The sequence below is a fragment of the Streptomyces sp. NPDC049879 genome, from assembly GCF_044461265.1.
Classification (GTDB): Bacteria; Actinomycetota; Actinomycetes; order Streptomycetales; family Streptomycetaceae; genus Streptomyces.
Window position 1 is genome coordinate 79862 of record NZ_JBITKT010000011.1, and the last position, 22444, is coordinate 102305.

Annotated in this window: 20 protein-coding genes, 1 tRNA gene and 1 riboswitch; of the genes, 12 read left to right on the forward strand and 9 right to left on the reverse strand. The window is 73.8% G+C overall.

Annotated features, from left to right (window positions below; genetic code table 11):
- Positions 1 to 97: 97 nt before the first annotated feature.
- From ACIBPC_RS29420 to ACIBPC_RS29445, 6 genes are all read left to right on the forward strand, one after another.
- The gene (locus ACIBPC_RS29420) at positions 98 to 466 is read left to right on the forward strand and encodes a hypothetical protein (protein WP_362957897.1); all 369 of its coding nucleotides are present in this window, start codon (positions 98 to 100) and stop codon (positions 464 to 466) included.
- Between the two features lie 355 nt (positions 467 to 821).
- Positions 822 to 952, forward strand: a riboswitch (cyclic di-AMP (ydaO/yuaA leader).
- A gap of 3 nt (positions 953 to 955) precedes the next feature.
- Complete coding sequence (locus ACIBPC_RS29425) at positions 956 to 1639, forward strand: transglycosylase family protein (protein WP_398848868.1); 684 nt, start codon at positions 956 to 958, stop codon at positions 1637 to 1639.
- 252 nt (positions 1640 to 1891) lie between these two features.
- The gene (gene eno / locus ACIBPC_RS29430; protein WP_362957892.1) at positions 1892 to 3172 is read left to right on the forward strand and encodes a phosphopyruvate hydratase; all 1281 of its coding nucleotides are present in this window, start codon (positions 1892 to 1894) and stop codon (positions 3170 to 3172) included.
- A gap of 139 nt (positions 3173 to 3311) precedes the next feature.
- Entirely contained in the window at positions 3312 to 3818 is a 507-nt protein-coding gene (locus ACIBPC_RS29435) for a septum formation initiator family protein (protein WP_362957889.1), read from the forward strand.
- 46 nt (positions 3819 to 3864) lie between these two features.
- Entirely contained in the window at positions 3865 to 4428 is a 564-nt protein-coding gene (locus tag ACIBPC_RS29440; RefSeq protein WP_398848871.1) for a DUF501 domain-containing protein, read from the forward strand.
- Positions 4425 to 5369, forward strand: a complete 945-nt coding sequence (locus tag ACIBPC_RS29445) for an exopolyphosphatase (RefSeq protein ID WP_398848873.1) — start codon at positions 4425 to 4427, stop codon at positions 5367 to 5369. The genes ACIBPC_RS29440 and ACIBPC_RS29445 overlap by 4 nt, the downstream gene beginning before the upstream one ends.
- Before the next feature lie 21 nt (positions 5370 to 5390).
- Here ACIBPC_RS29445 and ACIBPC_RS29450 read toward each other — a convergent pair whose 3' ends face one another.
- Complete coding sequence (locus ACIBPC_RS29450; protein WP_398848874.1) at positions 5391 to 5666, reverse strand: type II toxin-antitoxin system Phd/YefM family antitoxin; 276 nt, start codon at positions 5664 to 5666, stop codon at positions 5391 to 5393.
- A 470-nt stretch (positions 5667 to 6136) separates the two neighbouring features.
- Between ACIBPC_RS29450 and ACIBPC_RS29455 the strand changes: the two genes are divergently transcribed.
- Together ACIBPC_RS29455 and ACIBPC_RS29460 are read left to right on the forward strand one after the other, a co-directional pair.
- Entirely contained in the window at positions 6137 to 7549 is a 1413-nt protein-coding gene (locus tag ACIBPC_RS29455; protein ID WP_362957880.1) for an NAD(P)/FAD-dependent oxidoreductase, read from the forward strand.
- 251 nt (positions 7550 to 7800) lie between these two features.
- Positions 7801 to 9090 carry a class I SAM-dependent methyltransferase gene (locus tag ACIBPC_RS29460; protein ID WP_398848877.1) on the forward strand — a complete coding sequence of 430 codons (1290 nt, stop codon included), beginning with the start codon at positions 7801 to 7803 and terminating at the stop codon, positions 9088 to 9090.
- A gap of 77 nt (positions 9091 to 9167) precedes the next feature.
- Here the strand turns inward: ACIBPC_RS29460 and ACIBPC_RS29465 are convergent, their stop codons facing one another.
- Complete coding sequence (locus tag ACIBPC_RS29465; RefSeq protein ID WP_362957873.1) at positions 9168 to 11714, reverse strand: ABC transporter permease; 2547 nt, start codon at positions 11712 to 11714, stop codon at positions 9168 to 9170.
- A 69-nt stretch (positions 11715 to 11783) separates the two neighbouring features.
- Entirely contained in the window at positions 11784 to 12563 is a 780-nt protein-coding gene (locus ACIBPC_RS29470) for an ABC transporter ATP-binding protein (RefSeq protein WP_398848879.1), read from the reverse strand.
- Between the two features lie 382 nt (positions 12564 to 12945).
- On the opposite strand from ACIBPC_RS29470, the gene ACIBPC_RS29475 reads away from it, so the two are divergent.
- Positions 12946 to 13027, forward strand: a tRNA-Leu gene (locus tag ACIBPC_RS29475).
- 307 nt (positions 13028 to 13334) lie between these two features.
- Positions 13335 to 14216 carry a Bax inhibitor-1/YccA family protein gene (locus ACIBPC_RS29480; protein WP_362957868.1) on the forward strand — a complete coding sequence of 294 codons (882 nt, stop codon included), beginning with the start codon at positions 13335 to 13337 and terminating at the stop codon, positions 14214 to 14216.
- Between the two features lie 558 nt (positions 14217 to 14774).
- On the opposite strand, the gene ACIBPC_RS29485 is transcribed toward ACIBPC_RS29480, so the two are convergent.
- The 4 genes from ACIBPC_RS29485 to ACIBPC_RS29500 all read right to left on the reverse strand — a co-directional run bounded on the left by ACIBPC_RS29485 (position 14775) and on the right by ACIBPC_RS29500 (position 18645).
- The gene (locus ACIBPC_RS29485; RefSeq protein ID WP_398848881.1) at positions 14775 to 15098 is read right to left on the reverse strand and encodes a hypothetical protein; all 324 of its coding nucleotides are present in this window, start codon (positions 15096 to 15098) and stop codon (positions 14775 to 14777) included.
- 6 nt (positions 15099 to 15104) lie between these two features.
- Positions 15105 to 16025, reverse strand: a complete 921-nt coding sequence (locus ACIBPC_RS29490; RefSeq protein ID WP_362957863.1) for a hypothetical protein — start codon at positions 16023 to 16025, stop codon at positions 15105 to 15107.
- A gap of 292 nt (positions 16026 to 16317) precedes the next feature.
- Positions 16318 to 17538, reverse strand: coding sequence for an acetyl-CoA C-acetyltransferase (locus tag ACIBPC_RS29495; RefSeq protein ID WP_398848883.1), 1221 nt, complete (start codon positions 17536 to 17538; stop codon positions 16318 to 16320).
- Between the two features lie 78 nt (positions 17539 to 17616).
- Positions 17617 to 18645 (reverse strand): SGNH/GDSL hydrolase family protein, encoded by a 1029-nt coding sequence (locus ACIBPC_RS29500; protein ID WP_398848885.1) that lies wholly within the window; start codon positions 18643 to 18645, stop codon positions 17617 to 17619.
- 164 nt (positions 18646 to 18809) lie between these two features.
- Between ACIBPC_RS29500 and ACIBPC_RS29505 the strand changes: the two genes are divergently transcribed.
- A complete protein-coding gene (locus tag ACIBPC_RS29505) occupies positions 18810 to 20192 on the forward strand; it encodes a cystathionine beta-synthase (protein WP_398848887.1) in 1383 nt (460 codons plus the stop codon).
- Positions 20193 to 20669: 477 nt separating this feature from the next.
- Here the strand turns inward: ACIBPC_RS29505 and ACIBPC_RS29510 are convergent, their stop codons facing one another.
- Positions 20670 to 21089, reverse strand: a complete 420-nt coding sequence (locus tag ACIBPC_RS29510; protein WP_398848889.1) for a hypothetical protein — start codon at positions 21087 to 21089, stop codon at positions 20670 to 20672.
- A gap of 88 nt (positions 21090 to 21177) precedes the next feature.
- Positions 21178 to 21369 carry a hypothetical protein gene (locus ACIBPC_RS29515; RefSeq protein ID WP_398848891.1) on the reverse strand — a complete coding sequence of 64 codons (192 nt, stop codon included), beginning with the start codon at positions 21367 to 21369 and terminating at the stop codon, positions 21178 to 21180.
- Between the two features lie 241 nt (positions 21370 to 21610).
- On the opposite strand from ACIBPC_RS29515, the gene ACIBPC_RS29520 reads away from it, so the two are divergent.
- On the forward strand, positions 21611 to 22399 hold the full coding sequence (locus tag ACIBPC_RS29520) for an alpha/beta fold hydrolase (RefSeq protein ID WP_398848893.1): 789 nt from the start codon (positions 21611 to 21613) through the stop codon (positions 22397 to 22399).
- The last annotated feature ends 45 nt before the right edge of the window (positions 22400 to 22444 follow it).

Below are 22444 nucleotides of genomic sequence, written 5' to 3' on the forward strand. Positions count from 1 at the left end.
CTCTGTGGGATCGGCTTGTGATCGAGTGGTGGGGAGGGCTAGGTTCCCCTCAGCCGCAACAGTGTTCGTACATGTTCGTTCAGGGAGGCCCTACAAAATGCGCTCGGGGACTGGTCGTCAGCGTCGTCCGTGGCAGGTCAGGGACGGCGGTGCCGGGGCGGCGGCAGCCGGGAGGGCGGGCGCCCGGCGGTTCGCCGCGCGGGCCGGTCTCCGGCCGGAGTACCGGGAGGACTACGGCGACGACGTCGACTGGGCCGAGGAGGCCGAGGAGGCGCAGGCCGAGGAGGAGATGGGCGGTCCCGAGGAGTCGGCCGCGCCCGTCTCCGCGCAGGGGCGCCGCGCGCTGCGGGGGGCGGTCCTCCCGTTCCGCCGGGGCGCGGCCGCCTTTCACAAATCCGACATGGGGGGCGATACCGTCGCCATCTCCCCGCGTCGCCGCGCGTACTTGAGGTCCGCCGCGGCCTGAACGGCGGGGGCGCCCGGGGTGGGGTCCGCGAGGGCGTGCGGGGTGTGAGCATCGTCTCTCCCGCCTTCCGTTCCGCCCCTCTCGTCCCACCTGTCCGATTGCCGCATGACCTGCGCGGATTCAGGGTGTTCGCGAGTGCGACGCGGCATTGTGGCGATCTTTACCGATCTCGGACGATCTTGATCGTTCTTGAATCGTTAGGCGACGTGTGTTTAGTGTCCTGCGCCCGGTTCACCGCCGGGCGCCCGGACCGACCACGCCGAATCCTGCCCCGGTCCGGGGGACCACCACCGCACCACCGCGGGCAGGAGCGGGGGACCCGAACCCGCGACCCGGCGGCCGTCATGGCCGGGCCGCGGACGCCGCGCCGTACGCACCGTACGGAACGGCTAGGGGTGAAGTCCCGGACGCCGCAGGGCATCCGGGGCCGGGCACTCACCAGCCCGAACCCGACAGCTCACCTCGCAGGCGTCGGTGAGAAGGAACGTCATGCGCTTCTCCTCCGCCAAGGGCCGTCACCGCCGTCCGGGCAGGCCCGTACGCTTCGCCGCCGCCGCCGGTGTGACCGGCGCGGCCCTCGCCGTGCCGCTGATCGGCGCCACCGGCGCCAGCGCCGCCTCCGTCGACACCTGGGACGCCGTCGCCCAGTGCGAGTCCGGCGGCGACTGGTCCATCAACACGGGCAACGGCTACTACGGCGGCCTCCAGTTCTCCGCGTCCAGCTGGGCGGCGGCCGGTGGCACGCAGTACGCCGCCAGCGCCGACCAGGCCACCAAGGAGCAGCAGATCGCCGCCGCCGAGAACCTGCTCGCCATGCAGGGCCCCGGCGCCTGGCCGGTCTGCGGCGCCCAGGCCGGACTGTCCGCGGGCGGTCCCGCCCCCGAGCTGGGCGGCAGCGAGCCGGCCCCGGCCGAGGAGGCCCCGGCGCCCGTCGAGGAAGCCCCCGTCGAGGAAGCCCCCGTCGAGGAGGCGCCCGCGCCCGTCGAGGAGGCCCCCGTCGTGCAGCAGGCCGCCCCCGCCGCCACCGGCGACTACACGGTCGAGCCGGGCGACACCCTGTCGGCCATCGCCGCCGCCCACGACACGACCTGGCGTCAGATCTACGCCGACAACCAGGACGTGATCGGCGGCGACCCGGACCTGATCCTCCCGGGCCAGCAGTTCGTGCTCTGAGCCGTCCGCCGCGCGCGGAGGGTACAGGCCCGGTGCCCGGGGGTCGCACGACCCCCGGGCACCGGGTTTTCTTCACTGGATAAACAAAAAGCTGGCACCCCCGCTGAGCTGCGAGTTCGTCGGATGTTCAGCCGGACCTGGCGAGCTGAGGGGCGGTGGCGGCCCACGGGCCGGTTAGGCTCAGAGGGCTCGGGCGCCGAGAAGCCCCGCGCCCAGCAGCCGCACCAGGCCCCGTGACAGAAGGAGACCCACGTGCCGTCCATCGACGTCGTCGTCGCCCGCGAGATCCTGGACTCGCGAGGCAATCCCACGGTCGAGGTCGAGGTCGGCCTCGACGACGGCAGCACCGGCCGCGCCGCGGTGCCCTCCGGTGCCTCCACCGGCGCCTTCGAGGCCCTCGAACTGCGGGACGGCGACCAGAGCCGCTACCTCGGCAAGGGCGTCGAGAAGGCCGTCCTCGCCGTCATCGAGCAGATCGGCCCCGAGCTGGTCGGCTACGACGCCACCGAGCAACGCCTCATCGACCAGGCCATGTTCGACCTGGACGCCACCGCCGACAAGTCGTCCCTCGGCGCCAACGCCATCCTCGGCGTCTCCCTCGCCGTCGCGCACGCCGCGTCCGAGTCCCGCGACCTGCCGCTCTTCCGCTACCTCGGCGGCCCCAACGCGCACCAGCTCCCGGTGCCGATGATGAACATCCTGAACGGCGGCGCGCACGCCGACTCCAACGTGGACATCCAGGAGTTCATGATCGCCCCGATCGGCGCGGAGTCGTTCTCCGAGGCCGTCCGCTGGGGCGCCGAGACCTACCACACGCTGAAGAAGGTCCTCAAGGAGCGCGGCCTCGGCACCGGCCTCGGCGACGAGGGCGGCTTCGCGCCGAGCCTCAGCTCCAACCGCGAGGCGCTCGACCTCATCGTCGAGGCCATCCAGAAGGCCGGCTACACCCCCGGCCAGGACATCGCGCTCGCCCTCGACGTAGCCGCCACCGAGTTCTTCTCCGACGGCGTCTACACCTTCGAGGGCAAGGCCTACACCGCCGAGGAGCTGACCGCCTACTACGCGGAGCTGGTCGACGCGTACCCCCTCGTCTCCATCGAGGACCCGCTGAGCGAGGAGGACTGGGACGGCTGGCAGGCCCTCACCGCGACCCTGGGCCACAAGGTCCAGATCGTCGGCGACGACCTGTTCGTCACCAACCCCGAGCGCCTCCAGCGCGGCATCGACGCGGGCTCCGCCAACGCGCTGCTCGTCAAGGTGAACCAGATCGGCTCCCTCACCGAGACCCTCGACGCCGTCGAGCTGGCCCAGCGCAACGGCTTCAAGTGCATGATGTCCCACCGCTCCGGCGAGACCGAGGACGTCACCATCGCCGACCTCGCCGTCGCCACCAACTGCGGCCAGATCAAGACCGGCGCGCCCGCCCGTTCCGAGCGCGTCGCCAAGTACAACCAGCTGATGCGCATCGAGGAGATCCTCGACGACGCCGCCGTGTATGCGGGCCGCACCGCCTTCCCGCGCTTCCGCGGCTGACCCGTACGGCACCGGCGGGCGCGACATCCGCCCGCCACCACCCGTCCCCAGCGCCCCTCCCCGCCCTCCGTCCCGTACGGTGGCGGGGACGGGTGCACGGACGAGACGGCGACACGGCAGGGCCGGGACGGGAGGCGACGTGGCCGCGGAGCGCGACCGGTTCTCCACCGCCACCAGACTGCGGGCGCTCGGCGAACAGGCCGCCGCCCGCGTCTACCAGGCGCAGACCCGCAGGCTGACCCCCCGGCCCCGCCGGGTGCGCCTCACCGGCCGCGCGGCCGTCCTCGCGCTGGTGATCTGCTCCCTCGTCGTCGCCCTCGCGTACCCGCTGCGGCAGTACATCCAGCAGCGCTCCGAGATCGCCGACCAGCGCCGCCAGGCCGAGGAGGCGCGCGACCGCGTCGCCGAGCTGCGCGACGAGAAGGCGCGCTGGCAGGACGACGCGTACGTCCAGCGGCAGGCCAGGGAACGGCTCCTGTTCGTCCTGCCGGGCGAGGTCGGCTACGTCATCCCCGACCCGGGCGACACCGCAGAGGCGGACGAGGGCGAGCGCCTGGAGAACAGGGGCGCCGCCGGGGAGCGGCCGTGGCACGAGAAGATGTGGGAAGGACTCGACCGCGCCGACGGCGCGGACGCCACACCGTGACCGCCGCGCGCGGCACGGCGGGACGGGTCCGCGCCCCCGATGAGCCGTGACCGGAGAGTTCCCCGTGGAGACGACACCCACCGCCCCCGACGCCGCCGACACCGCCGTCGTGCGCGCCCAGCTCGACCGCCCCCCGCGCGGGCTGCGGGCCGTCGCCCACCGCTGCCCCTGCGGCAACCCCGACGTCGTCGAGACCGCCCCCCGGCTGCCCGACGGCACCCCGTTCCCCACCACGTACTACCTGACGTGCCCCCGCGCCGCGTCCGCCATCGGCACGCTGGAGGCCAACGGCGTGATGAAGGAGATGACGGCCAGGCTCGCCGAGGACCCGGAGCTGGCCGCCGCCTACCGCGCCGCCCACGAGGACTACATCGCCCGGCGCGACGCCATCGGGGTCCTCCCCGGCTTCCCCAGCGCCGGGGGCATGCCCGACCGCGTGAAGTGCCTGCACGTCCTCGTCGCGCACTCCCTGGCCGCCGGGCCAGGCGTCAACCCGCTGGGCGACGAGGCGCTGGCGATGCTGCCCGAGTGGTGGCGCAAGGGGCCCTGCGTCCCGCGCGGGGCCGCCGACAGCAGCAGCACGGGTTCAGGAGAGGACCTTCCCGCATGACGTCCGTCGCCGCCATCGACTGCGGCACCAACTCGATCCGCCTCCTCGTCGCCCGCACCGACCCGGGCACCGGGCTGCTCACCGACCTCGACCGGCGCATGGAGATCGTGCGCCTCGGCCAGGGCGTGGACCGCACCGGGCGGCTCGCCCCGGAGGCGCTGGAGCGCACGTTCGCCGCCTGCCGCGCGTACGCCGACGCGATCCGGGCGCACGGCGTGCCGCCCGAGCGGGTCCGCTTCGTCGCCACCTCGGCGACGCGCGACGCGGCCAACCGCGACGACTTCACGCGCGGCGTGCGGGAGATCCTCGGCGTCACCCCCGAGGTCGTCACGGGCGACGAGGAGGCCGCCCTGTCGTTCACCGGCGCCACCCGCGAACTCGCCCAGGACACCTACCTGGTGACGGACATCGGCGGCGGCTCGACGGAGTTCGTCCTCGGCGCAGGCGGCGTACGGGCGGCGCGCAGCGTGGACATCGGCTGCGTCCGGCTCACCGAGCGCCACCTCACGGGCGACGACGGCGCCGTCGCCGACCCGCCGTCCGACGCACAGGTCGCCGCCATGACGGCCGACATCGACGCCGCCCTCGACCTGGCCGCCGAGCGGGTGCCGCTCACCGAGGCGGGCACGCTGGTGGGCCTCGCCGGGTCGGTCACCACGGTCGCCGCGATCGCCCTCGGCCTGACCGCGTACGACCCGGGCGCCATCCACCACGCGCGCATCGGCGTCGGCCAGGTCGGCGAGACCACCGACCGGCTGCTCGCCGCCACGCACGCGGAGCGCGCGGCGATCCCCGTGATGCACCCGGGCCGCGTGGACGTCATCGGCGCGGGCGCGCTGATCCTGCGCCGCGTCATGGAGCGCACGGGCGCGTCGGAGGTCGTCGTGAGCGAGCACGACATCCTCGACGGCATCGCCTACGGCGTGGCCGACCACGCCTGACGCCGGGGCCCGCGCCCGCCGTCACGCCGGGGCGCCGCCGGTCCGCTCGGGGAACAGGCCCGCCACCAGTTCCGCCATGGACACCGTGGGTTCCCCGGCGGCGAGTTCGGCCTCCGCCTCGCGGGACAGCCGCAGGTCCGCCGCCTCCTCGGCGGCGTCGAAGTCGGCGATCGGCACCAGTGCGGCCACGGGCACCCCGTGGCGGGTGATCACGGTCGGGATCCCCCGCCCGGCCCGTTCGACGTGGTCGGCGAAGCGGGCGCGGACCGCCCGTACGCTCGCGATGTCGTCTCTCATACGGCATGTGTACACGCCGGGCGCCCGGCAGGTGTACGCGCAGGTCAGCGGCCTGCGCGCGGACGACTGCCGTCCTCCGCGCGGAAGGTGCGTCCGGTGCCGGGGAAGTGCCCCGCCGAAAGGTTCGTGAAGTTTTTCACATGGGATCGACCCCACAAGGGTGGTGGACGGGTCGCCGACGGGTCCGGGTGGCCGGAAAGCGCCGCTGGGCGGGCCGGTTCCGTACCGGAGCCGCCGGGCCGCGCACCGGGCGGCGGGGGAGTGGCGGCCGCCACGGGGCGCCCGGCGCACCGGCCGCGAGCTGCGGCGTTCGTCCGGTTACGGCCGCACGCGCGCCCTCCGCCCCGCCGCCGCCGGCCGCCCCGCGCGGACGGCGGGCGGAAAAGGGGGCGCAGTGTAGCAGAACGGCACCCCATGCTTGTGAAGCCCCTCACGAGCTACCCCCCTGGGCCGGGTGGATACTCGATGGCATGAGCACCACGGAGCGTCCCCGAATTCTCGTCGTAGGCGGCGGGTACGTCGGTCTGTACGCAGCCCGCCGGATCTTGAAGAAGATGCGGTACGGCGAGGCGACCGTCACCGTCGTCGATCCGCGTTCCTACATGACGTACCAGCCCTTCCTCCCCGAAGCGGCAGCAGGAAGCATCTCCCCGCGTCACGTTGTGGTGCCGCTGCGCCGGGTGCTCCCCAAGGCCGAGGTCCTCACCGGCCGTGTCACCTCCATCGACCAGGACCGCAAGGTCGCCTCCGTGGCGCCGCTCGTCGGCCGGCCGTACGAGGTCCCGTTCGACTACCTGGTGGTCGCGCTCGGCGCGGTCTCCCGTACGTTCCCCATCCCCGGGCTCGCCGAGCAGGGGATCGGGATGAAGGGCGTGGAGGAGGCCATCGGCCTGCGCAACCACGTCCTGGAGCAGCTCGACAAGGCCGACTCCACCACCGACCCCGAGATCCGCCGCAAGGCGCTGACGTTCGTCTTCGTCGGCGGCGGCTTCGCCGGCGCGGAGACGATCGGCGAGGTCGAGGACATGGCGCGCGACGCCGCCAAGTACTACCCGGGCATCACCCGCGAGGACATGCGGTTCGTGCTCGTGGACGTCGCGGACAAGATCCTCCCCGAGGTCGGCCCGAAGCTCGGCGAGTGGGGCCTGGAGCACCTCGCCGCGCGCGGTATCGAGATCCACCTCAAGACGTCGGTCAACTCCTGCGTGGACGGCCACGTCGAGCTGAGCAACGGCGTCACCGCCGACTCGAACACCATCGTCTGGACGGCGGGCGTCAAGCCCAACCCGGTGCTCGCCCGCTACGGCCTCCCGCTCGGCCCCCGCGGCCACGTGGACACCGAGCCGACGCTCCAGGTGAAGGGCACCGACTACATCTGGTCGGCCGGCGACAACGCCCAGGTCCCCGACCTCGCGGCCCGCGCCGCGGGTGTCGAGAACGCCTGGTGCCCGCCGAACGCCCAGCACGCCCTGCGGCAGGCCAAGGTCCTCGGTGACAACGTCATCTCGGGGATGCGCGGCTTCCCGCAGAAGGACTACAAGCACGCGAGCATGGGCGCGGTCGCCGGTCTCGGCCTGCACAAGGGCGTCGCCGCGATCAAGCTCGGCAAGCTGACCTTCCGCTTCCGCGGGCGGCTCGGCTGGTACATGCACCGCGGCTACCACGGCCTGGCCGTGCCGACGTGGAACCGCAAGATCCGCGTCTTCGCGGACTGGACGCTCGGCCTGTTCCTCAAGCGCGAGGTCGTCTCGCTCGGCGCGATGGAGCGGCCGCGCGAGGAGTTCTACGAGGCCGCGGCGCCGGTGACGGCCGCCGCCGAGCAGAAGCGGCTGGCCGCGGCACCGGCCGAGGCCGAGGCGAAGCCCACCGTCAAGGCGGGCTGACCAGGCATCAGAGCGACCCCGGAGGGGGCGGTACGGCGGAAGCCGGACCGCCCCCTCCGCCGTGCGCGCCTCCCGGCGACGGGCGCTTTTCCTACTTTTTACCCTCTCCTTGTGCCACGTTTTGTACCGCTTTGTTACGCCTCGGGCGTTAATACCTGCGGAATGCACCTGCCTCCCCGGGCGTTTCTGGATCGCCTGACTCTCCGGGCTGAACAGAATCAGACTGTTCCCTTTTCTGGAGGTGTGTCCGTATGCCCGCTGCCCAACGGCTGGCCGCACTCATCGAACAGGTACTCGGCGGTCCGCTCCCCGTCCGCCTGCGCGCCTGGGACGGCAGCGAGGCCGGGCCGCCCGGGACCACGGGACCGGTCCTCGTCGTACGGCACCGGCGGGCCCTGCGCCGCCTCCTCTACCGGCCGGGCGAACTGGGCCTGGCGCGCGCCTGGGTCGCGGGCGAGCTGGACGTCGAGGGCGACCTGTACGAGGCGCTCGACCGCCTGACCTCGCTCGCCGCGCGGCGCCCCCCGCTCGCCCCGGCCACACGCCTCTCCCTCGTCCGCGACCTCGTCCGCCTGATCGGCCCGGTCGTCCCCGTCCCGCTGCCCCCGCCGCCCGAGGAGGTGTCACGGCGCAGCGGGCCGATGCACTCCCTGCGCCGCGACCGCGCCGCCATCAGCCACCACTACGACGTGGGGAACGACTTCTACGAGCTGGTGCTCGGCCCCTCGATGGTCTACTCGTGCGCCGTCTTCGGCACGGAGGACACCACCCTGGAGGAGGCCCAGGCCGCCAAGCTCGACCTCGTCTGCCGCAAGCTCGCCCTGCGCGAGGGGCAGCGGCTGCTCGACGTCGGCTGCGGCTGGGGCTCGATGGCGATCCACGCGGCGCGCGAGTACGGGGTGCGGGTCGTCGGCATCACCCTCTCCGAGGAGCAGGCCGCCTACGCGCGGGAACGCGTCCTCAAGGAGGGCCTGGAGGACCGCGTCGAGATCCGCGTCCAGGACTACCGCGAGACGGCGGACGGGCCGTTCGACGCCATCTCCTCCATCGGCATGGCGGAGCACGTGGGCGCCGCGCGCTACCAGGAGTACGCCACGCGCCTGTTCGGCCTCCTGCGCGAGGGCGGGCGGCTCCTCAACCACCAGATCGCCCGCCGCCCGTGGCAGGACGAGGGCGCCTACCGCATCGACCCGTTCATCGACGCGTACGTCTTCCCGGACGGCGAGCTGGCGCCGGTCGGCACGACGGCCGGGCTGCTGGAGCGCGCGGGCTTCGAGGTCAGGGACGCCGAGGCGCTGCGCGAGCACTACGCCCTGACGCTGCGGCAGTGGGTGCGCAACCTGGAGGCGGGCTGGGGCGAGGCCGTGCGCCTGACGAGCGCCGGGCGGGCGCGCGTCTGGCGGCTGTACATGGCGGCCTCCGCGCTCGCCTTCGAGCGGGGGCGGATCGGCGTGAACCAGATCCTCGCCGTGCGTCCCCCGGCGGACGGCGCGTCGTCACTGCCGCTGCGCCCCCGCGCCTGGGTGGAACGCGCCGCCTGACGGACCGCCCGACGGGAACGGCGCGGCCCGGCCGGGGTTCTCCCGGCCGGGCCGCGCCGTTCCCTCCGTCCCGGCGGTCAGTCGGCCTTGATGGCCTCCAGCATGTTGAGCCGCGCGGCGCGGCGGGCGGGCCACAGGGCGGCCAGGACGCCCACCAGCCCGGCCAGCAGCAGGAAGACCGCCATGCGGCCCCAGGGCAGGACCATCTCGTACGTCGACATCGCGTCGCCTATCACCTGGCCCACGGCCCAGCCGAAGAAGACGCCGAGCGCCAGCCCGAGCACGCCGCCGAACAGCGCGATGGTGATCGCCTCCAGCCGGACCATGCGCTTGGTGGAGCGCCTGTCGAGACCGATCGCCCGCAGCATGCCGATCTCCTGGCGCCGCTCGAAGACCGACATGGCGAGGGTGTTGATGACGCCGAGGACGGCGACGATCACCGCCATCGCGAGCAGCCCATAGAGCATGTTGAGCATCAGCGTGAAGAGGTAGGCGATGTCCTCGGAGATGTCCTCCTCGTCCTGGACGAGGATCGCCGGGTTGTCGCCGAGCGCGCTCTCCAGCCGGTCCTTGGCGGCGTCGGAGGCGCCGTCCTCGGTGCGCAGCATGACCTGGAAGTCCCGCACGCGGCTCATGTGCGGGTCGAGCGTCGCGCTGTCGAGCATGATGCCGCTGATCAGCTCGTTGCCCTCGTAGACACCCGAGACCGTGAGGCTGCCGGTCTCCTGGTCCTCCCAGGTGACGTCGACGGTGTCGCCGAGCCCCCAGCCGTACTCGTCGGCCATGTCCTCGTCCACGACGGCGTTCTGCCCGTCGAGGCCGTCGAACGACCCGGCGGTGAAGCGGACGTTCACCAGCTCGGGTATCGCCGCGCCGTCCACGCCGGTGAGGTACTGCACGTCCGGGTCGTCGGCGACCAGGACGGGCGAGGCCCGCAGCCCGCTGATGGCCGTGACGCCGGGCTGCTCGGCGAGCGTGCTCCCGACCTCGGGCGACAGCGGCGCGAAGTTGGCCATCGAGACGACGTAGTCGGACGTCATCGACTCGGCGGCCAGCCGGTCGATGCCCTTGGCGAGCGAGTCGGCGATCACCGTCATGCCCGTGATGAGGGTGAGGCCGATCATCAGGGCGGACGCGGTGGCGGCGGTCCTGCGCGGGTTGCGCACCGCGTTGAGCCGCGCCAGCTTGCCCGAGACGCCGAACGGCCGCATCAGCGGGGACGCGAGCGCGATCACCGGCCGGGACAGCAGCGGGGTGAGGACGAAGACGCCGATGACGAGCAGGGCGGCGCCGAGGCCCATCGTGGCCCCGCTGTCGTCCGCGCCGATGCCCGCCAGGACGAGCGCGCCGCCCGCCGCGGCGAACAGGGCGCCGATCGCGTTGCGCACCAGCAGGCCGCGCATGGTGGGCACCGCGTGCAGGCTGCTCATCGCCGCCACCGGCGGGATCTTCGCCGCGCGCCGCGCGGGGAGCCAGGCGGCCAGCACGGTGATGACGACGCCCACCAGCAGCGGGGTGGCTATGGACGAGGCCGAGACGACCAGCGGCCCGTCCGGGACGGTGACGCCGGTCGCCGACATGATGCCGCGCAGCCCGGCCGCGATGCCGATGCCGGCGGCGAGCCCGGCCGCGCCCGCGACGGCGCCGACGGCCAGCGCCTCGACGAGGACGGAGCGCGTCACCTGCCGCCTGCTGGCGCCGACCGCGCGCAGCAGCGCCAGCTCACGCGTGCGCTGGGCCACCAGCATGGTGAACGTGTTGGCGATGATGAAGACGCCGACGAACAGGGCGATCCCGGCGAAGCCGAGCAGCGCCGTCCGCATGCCGCTGGTGGTCGCCTCGATGCTCTCCGCCTGGTCCTCGGCCGCCTGCTCGCCGGTGACGGCCTCGGCGTCGTCGGGCAGCAGCGGCGCGACGGCCTCCCGCAGCGCGTCCTGGGAGGTGCCGGACTCCGCAGCCACGACGATCTCGGTCCAGCCGCCGTCCGAGGTGTACAGCTCCTGGGCGGTCGCGGTGTCGAACAGCACGAGCGAGCCGCCCGCCGCCACGGCGCCGTCGTCGGTGGTGAAGACGCCGGTGATGGTCTCCTCGCGGACGGGGCCGTCCACGGACAGGCGGGCCGTGTCGCCCACGGCGTAGCCGGTGCGCTCCGCCGTCTTCGCGTCGACGGCTATCTCGCCGTCGCGCTCGGGGGCGCGGCCCTCGGCCAGCGGGTAGCGCGCGTCGGTGCCCGAACCGTCGGCGCCGGCGAAGTAGTTGGCGCCCGTCGTGTCCCAGCCGTCGCCGACGAGGTCGCCGTCCTTGTCGGCGAGCGCGGCGAATCCGGAGACGTCGCCGGTGGCCGAGGCGACGCCGGGCAGGGCGGCCACGGCGCCGAGCAGTTCCGGCGGCAGGTCGGCGGCGCCGCCCGGGGTCTCCTCGGCGGCGTCGCTGTCGTCGTCGGGCCTGATGGCCACGTCCACGTCGGCGAGGCCGTCCTCCGCGCTGCGCTCGAAGGCTTCGGAGAGGGTGGCGGTGAACACGAGGGTGCCCGCGACGAACGCGACGCCGAGCAGGACGGCGAGGGTCGTCATGAGCAAGCGCGCCTTGTGCGCGAAGACGTTGCGCAGGGCGGTTCTGAGCATGCTGGATTCCCGGGAACGGTGTCGGGTGAGGTCGGTCTGTGCGGTACCGGTGGAACGGCGGCGGCCGCGTCAGCTGGTGCGGCCCTTGACGTCGTACCGCTTCATGTGTTCGAGCACCCGCTCGGCGGTCGGGTCCGCCATGTCGTCGACGACGCGCCCGTCGGCGAGGAAGACCACGCGGTCCGCGTAGGACGCCGCGACCGGGTCGTGGGTGACCATCACGACCGTCTGGCCCAGTTCGCGCACCGACTCCCGCAGGAAGCCCAGGACTTCGGCGCCGGCGCGCGAGTCCAGGTTGCCCGTGGGCTCGTCGCCGAAGATGATGTCCGGCCGGCTCGCGAGGGCGCGGGCGACGGCGACGCGCTGCTGCTGGCCGCCGGAGAGCTGGGCGGGGCGGTGCTTGAGCCGGTCGGCCAGCCCGACGGTGGATATGACGCGGTCCAGCCACTCCTTGTCGGGCTTGCGCCCGGCGATGTCCATGGGCAGCGTGATGTTCTCCAGGCCGTTCAGCGTCGGCAGCAGGTTGAACGCCTGGAAGATGAAGCCGACGCGGTCACGGCGCAGCTGGGTCAGCTTCTTGTCCTTCAGCCCCGTGATCTCCGTCGGGCCGATGTGCGCCGAGCCGCCGGAGACCGTGTCGAGACCCGCCATGCAGTGCATCAGCGTGGACTTGCCCGAGCCGGACGGCCCCATGATCGCGGTGAACTCGGCCTGCCGGAACTCGACGGACACGTGGTCCAGGGCGACGACCTGGGTCTCACCGCTGCCGTAGACCTTCGTCAGGTCGATGGCACGTGCGGCCACCGGCGCGGTGGGGGCGGCCGGGGAGGCGTCGGCAAACGTGGACACGGGAGCGCTCCTGGAGAGTGGGTGGCTGATGGTGCCCCGCCATCCTCCGCCACGCCGCCCGCCGGGCGCGATCCGTCATCGTGCTTGTTCTCTGTTCTCTTCAGGGGTACGCCGCGTGTCCCGGCGTCATCCTTGAGGAGGACGGCACCCCTGTGTGCCCGTGAGGATGCGGAGGGTTGATTTGCGTCAATCCTCGTCCACCGCGTCGCTCGTGTGACGGAGTCAAAACGGCACGTGGCCGCCCGGTGCTGGTCTGATGAGCCATCAGGGGCTCATAAAATCAGACAACATCGGCCTGGGGCACCGGTGTTCAGCCGAATCGGCCGGATAAGCTCGGTAGAGGCCCTGGCGCGCACGTGCCCGGTACGGCTTGGGGATCTGTGCCCGGATGGTGGAATGCAGACACGGCGAGCTTAAAACTCGCTGGCCTTCGGGCCGTGCCGGTTCAAGTCCGGCTCCGGGCATCCCTGGGCTCGAACCGGTGACCGGGGACGGTGCACCGGAGAACAGACGTCCGCCCCCGCCCGTACCGCGTCCGTCGCGGGGGACGCCCCGGACCCGCCGGGGCGCCGCGTCCGGCTCCCTCCGCCCGGACACCCGCGCCCCTCGTCCCCCCGCGCGGTGACCGGGCGTCCCGCCCGGCCGCGTACCGAGTCCGTACGGGAACACAAACCCCCTTCCGCTCGTTTCCCCGACTGCACTACCGTGCGTTCTTTGCGAACGCATTACTCTGGTGGTCAAGGCCGTGCCGTGCGGCCATGGAGGAGTGAGATGAGGAGTAGCAACCCGGTCCTCACGCGTCGGGGGTTCAGTCGGGACGGTGGTTACGCCGGCTTCAACGCCGGACCGCAGCCGCAGACCGGGAATCCCTACGCGGGCGGCCCGAGCACCCCCTACGCGCAGCCGGGCAACCCGTACGCCCAGCCCGCGAACCCCTACGCCCAGCCGCAGACCGGCCCCGCCGGCGGTGCCGTGCCCCCGGCCGCACCGCAGCGCGCCGGTGTGATGACGATCGACTCGGTCGTCTCCCGCACCACGCTCACCCTGGGCACCGTCGTCCTCGCGGCGGCCGCCGCCTGGATCGGCGACCTGCCGGTCGCCCTCGGCGTCGGCGCGGCCCTGGTCGCCTTCGTCCTGGCCATGGTGCAGAGCTTCAAGCGCGAGGCCTCGCCCGCGCTGATCCTGGCCTACGCCGTCTTCGAGGGCCTGTTCCTCGGCACGATCAGCGCGGCGATCAACCAGGTGGCGCCCGGCGCCGCGATGCAGGCCGTGATCGGCACGATGGCGGTCTTCGCCGGTGTGCTGTTCATGTACAAGCAGCGCATCATCCGGGTGACGCAGCGGTTCACGCAGTTCGTGCTGGCCGCGGCCGTCGGCTTCGTCCTCCTGGCCATGGTCAACCTGGTCGTCGCCCTGATCGGTGACGGCAACGGCCTCGGCCTGCGCGACGGTGCCCTCGGCGTCGTCTTCGGCCTGATCGGCATCGTCCTCGGCGCCTGCTTCCTCGCCCTCGACTTCAAGATGGTCGAGGACGGCATCGCCTACGGTGCCCCGGAGCGCGAGTCGTGGCTGGCGGCGTTCGGCCTGACCCTGACGCTGGTCTGGATCTACCTGGAGTTCCTGCGGCTCATCGCCATCCTGCAAGGTGACTGACGCGGGCAGGCACGGGTGTGACATACCGTCCGTGGGCCCCGGCGGGAGACCTCCCGCCGGGGCCCACGTGTGTGCGCGGCGGCAGCCGGGCGCCTGAGGGGTCCCGGCGCCTGCCTCGACAGAGGCGGCCCTGCCCGGGTGCGTACGGGCGCAAGGCGTACGCACCTGGGCGCCGGCGCGATGCCGGGGAAGCGGCCGTCCTGCGGGTGACTCCCCCGGACGTGCCCGCTCGCCGCGTTGCCTGAGCGCGCCCGGCGAAGGTGCCTCCGGAGCCGCGCGACCCGCACGCACCCGGGCGGCTGAGCGGCTCCGGTGCCCGCCGGGGGAGGGCCTCCTGCTCGTGACGCCCTCGGACGCGCACGCTCGCCGTGTCGCCCGGGTGTGCCCGGTGGAGAAGGTGTCTTCGGTGCCCTGCGACCCGTACGCGCCCGGGTGCGGCCCCTGGAGCCCGTCCACCGGGTCCTCCCGGGACCGTGCTGCCGGGACGGGGACCTCGCCGCGCTGTCGTATCGCGCGAGTACGGGCGCCGCGTCCGGCGACCAGGCCGACCCGGCCGGATCAGAAGGCCCGCAGCAGGTCGAGCGCCGCCGCCAGCTCGGCCTCGGCCGCCGGGCCAGGCGGGGCGGCGCGCAGGGCGTGCGCCAGGTCGTGGCCCGCGACGGCGACCTGGTCCCCGACGACGTACAGCCCGTCGTCCGGCAGCTCCCGCGGCGGCGCGTCCGGGCGTTCCACCAGCTGCGCGCGGCGGGCCAGCTCGCGGGCCAGCGCCAGCCCCCGGGCGCCGGTGCCGCGCCGCAGCGCGCTCTCCGGCATCGGCCGCACGCGGTCGGCGACGCGGTCCACGGCGGCGTCGAGGTCGTCGGGGCGGGGGCGCTCGGTCACGTACGGCTACTCGTTCGGCTCGTTGAGGTAGGACGAGGCGACCACGCGGTCCGCCAGCAGGTAGACGCTGTCGTCGCCGCAGGAGAACGTGAGGGCGTACGCCCCCGAGACTCCCGAGCCGCCCATCAGCACCGGCGGCTCCCCCGACCGTACCGCCTCGGCCAGCCGCCCGGCGGCCTCCTGGTGGCTGGGGGAGAGGCACAGCGTGGTGCCGTCCGTGAACAGGAAGACGTCCAGCGTGCCCAGCGGCCCCGGGCGCACGTCCGCCAGCGGCGTCCGCGCCTCGGCGAGCCGCGCGAGCCGCTCGGCCGTGCGCCGGTGCTCGTCGCGGGCCGCGCGCTCCGCCGCTGTGGAGCGGTCCACCGGCTCGCCGGACAGGGTGTAGCCCGGGTGCGAGGGGTGGCGGCGGCGGGCGGCCGCCAGCTCGGGCGACTCGCCGCCGTCCTGGGGGTCCTGCTCGGCGCCGGCCGCGGCACCGGCCGGGTCCTCGTCCATCGCCTCCGCCGACTGGCGCGGGATGAGCGGCGCCCCGTCGCGTCCAGGGCCGGGAAGGCCCGAGTCGCTGAGGAGGTAACGCTCCAGGAGCGCGTCGAGCAGTTCCTCGTCCGCGTCCGCCACGTCGTGGCCGAGGCCGCCGCGCCCCGAGAGCAGCCCGCCGGGGACGCCGTGCTCGGCCGCGTCCTGCTCCGCCCAGTACGCGCGGGCCTCCGCCAGCTCGCGGTCCCGCTCGTCCGCCAGCGCGGCCGCGACGGCGCGGCGGATCTCCTCCGGCGGCACGGGCCGCGCGCCCGGCACCCGGTGCGCGGCCAGCTCCGCGCGCAGGGCGGCCAGGTCGGCACGCAGCCCGCGCGCGGTGATCAGGGCTCCCGCGCCCAGGGCGACGGCGGTGCCTGCGGTCACCAGCAGGATGACGGATATGGCGCTCACGGACTCGCTCCCAGTGTTCTTGTCCCTGACTTCTTATCCCAGGTTTCCGGGGCGAGGCCACGGCGTGCAGTGCACAACGTCATCCACCGGACAGGTCCTTCGTCCGGGGCGTCCCGCGCACACCGCTGTGAGCTGCGCTTTTCCGTCCGTTTCCGCCCTGCATCACATCCCGGGGGCGCTTCGGTATCGCCCGTATATACCGGGTGACGGATGTCACTTCAGCCTCCCCCGTCCCGCGGAGCGCCTCCCGCGCTCCGGACGCGCCCTGGCGCCGGGGACCCGCGGGGCCCGCCTAGCTCAGGCGCTCGAGCACCAGGGCCATGCCCTGGCCGCCGCCGACGCACATGGTCTCCAGACCGAACTGCTTGTCGTGCCATCGCAGCGCGTTGATCAGCGTAGTCGTGATACGCGCCCCCGTCATGCCGAACGGGTGGCCGACCGCGATGGCGCCGCCGTTCACGTTCAGCCGCTCCGGGTCCACGCCCAACTCCCGGTAGGACGGGATGACCTGGGCCGCGAACGCCTCGTTGATCTCCACGAGGTCCATGTCCCCGACGCCCATCCCCGCGCGGGCGAGCGCCTGGCGGCTCGCCTCCACCGGGCCGAGGCCCATGATCTCCGGCGAGAGGGCCGACACCCCCGTGGCGACGATCCTGGCGAGCGGTGTGATGCCGAGGTCGCGCGCCTTGGTGTCGGACATCACGACGAGCGCCGCCGCGCCGTCGTTGAGCGGGCAGCAGTTGCCCGCCGTGACCAGGCCGTCCGGGCGGAAGACGGGCTTCAGGCCGCGTACGCCGTCGAGGGTCACGCCGGGCCTCGGGCCGTCGTCGGCCGCGACGACCGTGCCGTCCGGCGTGGTCACGGGGGTGATCTCGCGCGCCCAGAAGCTGTCCGCGACGGCGCGTTCCGCCAGGTTCTGCGAGCGGACGCCGAACGCGTCCATCTCCTCGCGCGTCACGCCCTTGAGGCGCGCCAGGTTCTCGGCGGTCTGCCCCATCGCGATGTAGACGTCCGGCAGTCCGCCGTCCTCGCGCGGGTCGTGCCAGCCCTCGCCGCCCCGTTCGGCGCGGGTGGCCGTACGCTCCCCGGCGGCGGCGAAGAGCGGGTTGCGCGTGCCGGGCTGGCCGTCGGAGGAGCCGAAGCGGTGCCGCGAGACCGTCTCCACGCCCGCCGAGACGAAGACGTCGCCCTCGCCCGCCCTGATCGCGTGGAACGCCATCCGCGTCGTCTGGAGGGACGAGGCGCAGTAGCGCGTGACCGTACAGGCCGGGAGCCGGTCGAGGCCGAGCTGCACGGCGACGACCCGCCCGAGGTTGTGCCCCTGCTCGCCGCCCGGCATGCCGCAGCCGAGCATCAGGTCGTCGATGTCGGCCGGGTCGAGCGCGGGCACCTGGTCCAGCGCGGCGCGGACGATCGCGGCGGTCAGGTCGTCCGGCCGCATGTCCTTCAGCGAGCCCTTGACGGCGCGCCCGATCGGGGAGCGTGCGGCGGCGACGATCACTGCTTCAGGCATGTCCCTGGCCTCTCTCGGAGGTGCCGCGGCGGGTGCCGCGGCCCGTACCCCGAAGTTACTCGCAGGTAGTATCGGCTGTCACGTCCCGCTCCCGGCGACGGGATCGCGCTCCTCCTCCGGCAGCCGCCGCCTGCGCCGCAGCCGCAGCAGCGCCCGGGGCGCGCGCTGCCCGGCCGCGCCCCGGGCGCCGTCCGGGCCGTCCGCCGCGCTCACCTCGGAGCCGCCCTCGGACACGGCGCGCGCCGCCGCCTTGTCCACCGGCAGGACGCGTTCGCGCCGCTGCGACGGCGGGCGTTCCTCCAGCGGCCACACCCCGACCGCGTCGCACAGCGTCGGCAGGATCGCCATCGCGGCGGTGGCGTAGCCCTCGGCGGAGGGGTGGTAGCGGTCCGGGCCGAAGAGTTCCCTCGGGTGCGCGGCGAACTCGGGCCCGAGCAGCGCCCCCAGCGACACGGTCCTGCCGCCCAGCTCCACCACCGCGATCGTCTGCGCCGCCGCGAGCTGCCGGCACAGCCGCCGCGCCAGCCAGCGCAGGGGCTGCGCCACGGGCTCCACCGACCCGAGGTCGGGGCAGGTGCCGACGACAACTTCGCAGCCCGCGGTGCGCAGCCGCGCCACCGCCTCCGACAGGTACTTCACCGAACGGGCGGGCGAGACGCGGCCGGTGATGTCGTTCGCGCCGATCATCAGCACGCACACGTCGGGCACGGGCGCGCGGCCCGGTTCCGTGAGCAGCAGCGACACCTGGCGTTCGAGGTCGGAGGAACGGGCGCCGGACAGCGCGACGTTGTGCAGCTCGACGGGGCGCTCGGAGACGGCCGCGAGCCCCGCCGCGAGCAGTGCGCCGGGTGTCTGCCCCGCGCGCGGTACGCCCTGCCCCGCGGCCGTCGAGTCGCCCAGCAGGGCCAGGCGCAGGGGCGGTCCCGGGGCGTCGGTGAACGCGGCGCCGTACAGCCCGTCCGCCACCGGCGGTTCACGGTCGCCGCCCCCGCTCAGCCGCCGCCGCGCGTACCGCACCTCGGTGAGCAGCAGCCCGACCGCCGCGCCCCCCAGCACACTGATGCCGCCGCCGCCCAGCGCCGCCGCGGTCGCGATCCTCCGTGCCACCCGCGCCCTTGACGACATGGCAAGCCTCACGCCTCCCGTCCGTCCCGTCCCGACCCGTCTCCTCACCTGTGTGGTGCCCAGCGCGGCGCGCCGCGCAACGCAATACAGTGCTGCCGGTGGGGCGGAAGAACCCGCTCCCGCGCCCCGGACGTGCGGAGACCCAGGTGCAGTATCACGAGTCGATGATCGACCTTGTCGGCAACACCCCGCTGGTGAAGCTCAATACGGTGACGGCCGGAATCCGGGCGACCGTGCTCGCCAAGGTCGAGTACTTCAACCCCGGCGGTTCGGTGAAGGACCGCATCGCGCTGCGGATGATCGAGGCGGCCGAGGCGTCGGGCGAACTGCGCCCCGGCGGCGTCATCGTCGAGCCGACGTCGGGCAACACCGGCGTCGGCCTGGCCATCGTCGCCCAGCGCAAGGGGTACCGCTGCATCTTCGTCTGCCCGGACAAGGTCTCGACGGACAAGATCAACGTGATGCGCGCGTACGGCGCCGAGGTCGTCGTCTGCCCGACGGCCGTCGATCCCGAGCACCCGGACTCGTACTACAACGTGTCCGACCGCCTCGTGCGCGAGACGCCGGGCGCCTGGAAGCCCGACCAGTACAGCAACCCGAACAACCCGCTGTCCCACTACGAGACCACCGGCCCCGAGCTGTGGCGGCAGACGGACGGGCGGATCACGCACTTCGTCGCGGGCGTCGGCACGGGCGGCACCATCTCGGGCACCGGCCGCTACCTCAAGGAGGTCAGCGACGGGCGTGTGCGCGTGATCGGCGCCGACCCGGAGGGGTCGGTGTACTCGGGCGGCAGCGGGCGTCCTTACCTGGTGGAGGGCGTCGGCGAGGACTTCTGGCCCGACGCCTACGACCGGAAGATCGCCGACGAGATCGTGGCCGTCTCGGACAAGGACTCCTTCCGGATGACGCGGCGCCTGGCGCGCGAGGAGGGGCTGCTCGTCGGCGGCTCGTGCGGCATGGCCGTGGTCGGCGCGCTGGAGGTCGCGCGGCGCCTGGGCCCCGACGACGTGGTCGTCGTGCTGCTGCCGGACGGCGGGCGCGGCTATCTCAGCAAGATCTTCAACGACGAGTGGATGGCCGACTACGGCTTCCTGGAGGGCGGCGAGCCCACCGCGCGCGTCGGGGACGTGCTGCGGGCCAAGGAGGGCGACATGCCCTCGCTCGTCCACATGCACCCGGACGAGACGGTCGGCGAGGCCATCGAGGTGCTGCGCGAGTACGGCGTCTCGCAGATGCCCGTCGTCAAGCCGGGCGCGGGGCACCCGGACGTCATGGCCGCCGAGATCGTCGGCTCGGTCGTGGAACGGGAGCTGCTCGACGCCCTGTACACGCAGCGCGCCGCCCTCGCCGACCGGCTGGAGACCCATGTCAGCCCGCCGCTGCCGCACGTCGGCTCGGGCGAGCCGGTCGCCGACCTGATGCAGGTGCTGCGCGAGGCCGACGCGGCGGTCGTCCTGGTGGACGGCAAGCCGACCGGGGTGGTCAGCAGGCAGGACCTGCTGGCCTATCTCGCGGGCGGGCGCTGAGCCGCCGACTCCGGAGCGTCGCGGAAGGGCCGGACAAGAGATCCCGAAGTGTCACGGCTGGGCAACGCGTCGTTAACACCGGCCCGGCAGAGTAGCGGTTGTCGGCACCAAGGACCTCCGGAGCGGCTCCCGGACCTCCCTGGTCGCCCGGACGCCAGGCCCCGACCCGGCCGGCGTCCCCGCGGGGACCGCCGTCGTCCCGCCCCTGGTGATGCGCTCACCGGGGTGCGGCGGTCCCCGCCAACCTCTTCCCCCTCGGCCCCTGCGGGCGACGGACGGTCACGTGCCGATGCGGCTGTCGGGTGTCGGCGTTCCCACCCGGGCAAGCGGCCGCCCCTTGACCAGACAGGCGCGCACGGGAGGCCGGAAGTTTACGACCACCACCGGCGGCGGTGGGAGCGCCCGCACAACCGTCCACCGGCGGGCGTCAGCGCTCCGGGCAGCGGCGCGGCCCGCCCGCGGACGAACGTACGGCGGTCAGTCGTCCTCGCCGCGGTGGGCGCCGCGCCGCAGGACGTAGCAGGCGTTCACGGCCACGATCCCGGCCCAGCAGGTGAGCAGGCCCTCCATGTCGGCCAGGTTCGCGGCGATCGCCGACAGCGGGATGGCGAGCACCAGCGACATCGACGCGAGGATGAACTCGGTACCGGGGCCCCTGACCTCGCCGGGGGTCCTGGTCCGGCCGCCCCTGGCGATCACCATCTGCTGCTCGGCCAGCTGCCGCCGGACGCGCTTCTCCACCGCCGCGTCCACGCGCTGCTCGACCTTCTCCAGGAACGCGTCGACCAGCTCCGCCTCGTACGCCGGGCCCAGTTCCTTCCGGGTCTGCAACGCGGCGTCGAGATCCGCCCGGAGTTCCGGGTCACGCTCGAAGCCGCGGTCACTGCCACTCATCATGCGGTCCACGCTACGGGGGCCGACCGGCCGTTGCCATTAGGGGTAGCCCCCCTATCGCCGGTTCCCCTGAGTCCCCGGGGCGCCCGGCTCACCCGCCGGGCACCGCCCGGTCCGCTATCGCACGCCGCCCCGCTCCCCCTGGCCTTCCCAGCGCCTCCGCCAGCGACATGACGACCGGGACACCGGGCCGCCGCTCACCCCAGCGCGCGGCCCCCCACCCCTCGCTGCCCCGGGGGGCCTGGACCTGCTGCCTGTACGTGTCCTGCTGCGTCTCGTTCATGCGCCCGACTGTAGGGGAGGGCACTGACAATTCGTCAGTGAAGGAGACACCGACCGGTGAACCGGTCGGAGCCGGTGCGACAACGGTCGGAAGCGTCCTGTCCCGCCCACCCGCGACCAGTTCCGGTCACGCCCGCCCACGGGACCTGGTCCCGCCCGGCGGCCCGGGGTGTGCCACGATCCTCGGCGGCGGGACCGGCCGTCCCGCCTCCGGACCGCACACCCCCAGGGGGCCCGCCACCATGCCGCACGCCACCGCCCCGGACGGCACGCGCATCGCTTACCAGGTCGAGGGCACGGGCGCGCCGCTCGTCCTGCTCGCCGGGCAGGCCAACACCCACCGCTGGTGGGACCCCGTCCGCGCCGACTTCCACGCCGCGCGCAGCACCGTCACACTCGACTACCGCGGCACGGGGGACAGCGACAAGCCGCGCGACGAGTACAGCACGCGGCAGTTCGCGGACGACACCGTCGCCGTCCTCGACGACCTCGGCCTCGACCGTGCCGACGTGTACGGCACCTCCATGGGCGGCCGCGCGGCCCAGTGGATCGCGGTCCGCCACCCGGACCGCGTACGGCGCCTCGTCCTCGGCTGCACCACACCGGGCGGCCCGCACAGCGTCCCGCGCGACGAGGCCATCAGCCGCTCCCTGGCGCGCGCCACGCCCCGCGAGGCAGCCCGCATCCTGCTCGGCCTCATGTACACCCCGGCGTGGCTGGAGGGCCGCCACGGCCCGTGGACCACCATCGGCGACCCGGACATGCCGGTGTACGCCCGGCGGCGCCACTTCACCGCCAGCGAGCGGCACGACGCCTGGGACGCGCTGCCCCGCGTCACCGCGCCGACCCTCGTCGTCCACGGCAGCGACGACACGTTCAACCCGGCGGCCAATGCGCCCCTGCTCGCCGACCGCATACCGGGCGCGCGGCTCCACCTCCTGCCGGGCGCGCGGCACGCCTACTTCGAGGAGTTCCACGCCGTCGCGAGCCCCCTGGTGCTCGACTTCCTCGACGCGCCGACGGGCGCCTGACCCGCCGCGGCCCGCGGTACGGGCGGGCCGGGCGGCGTCCGGCGG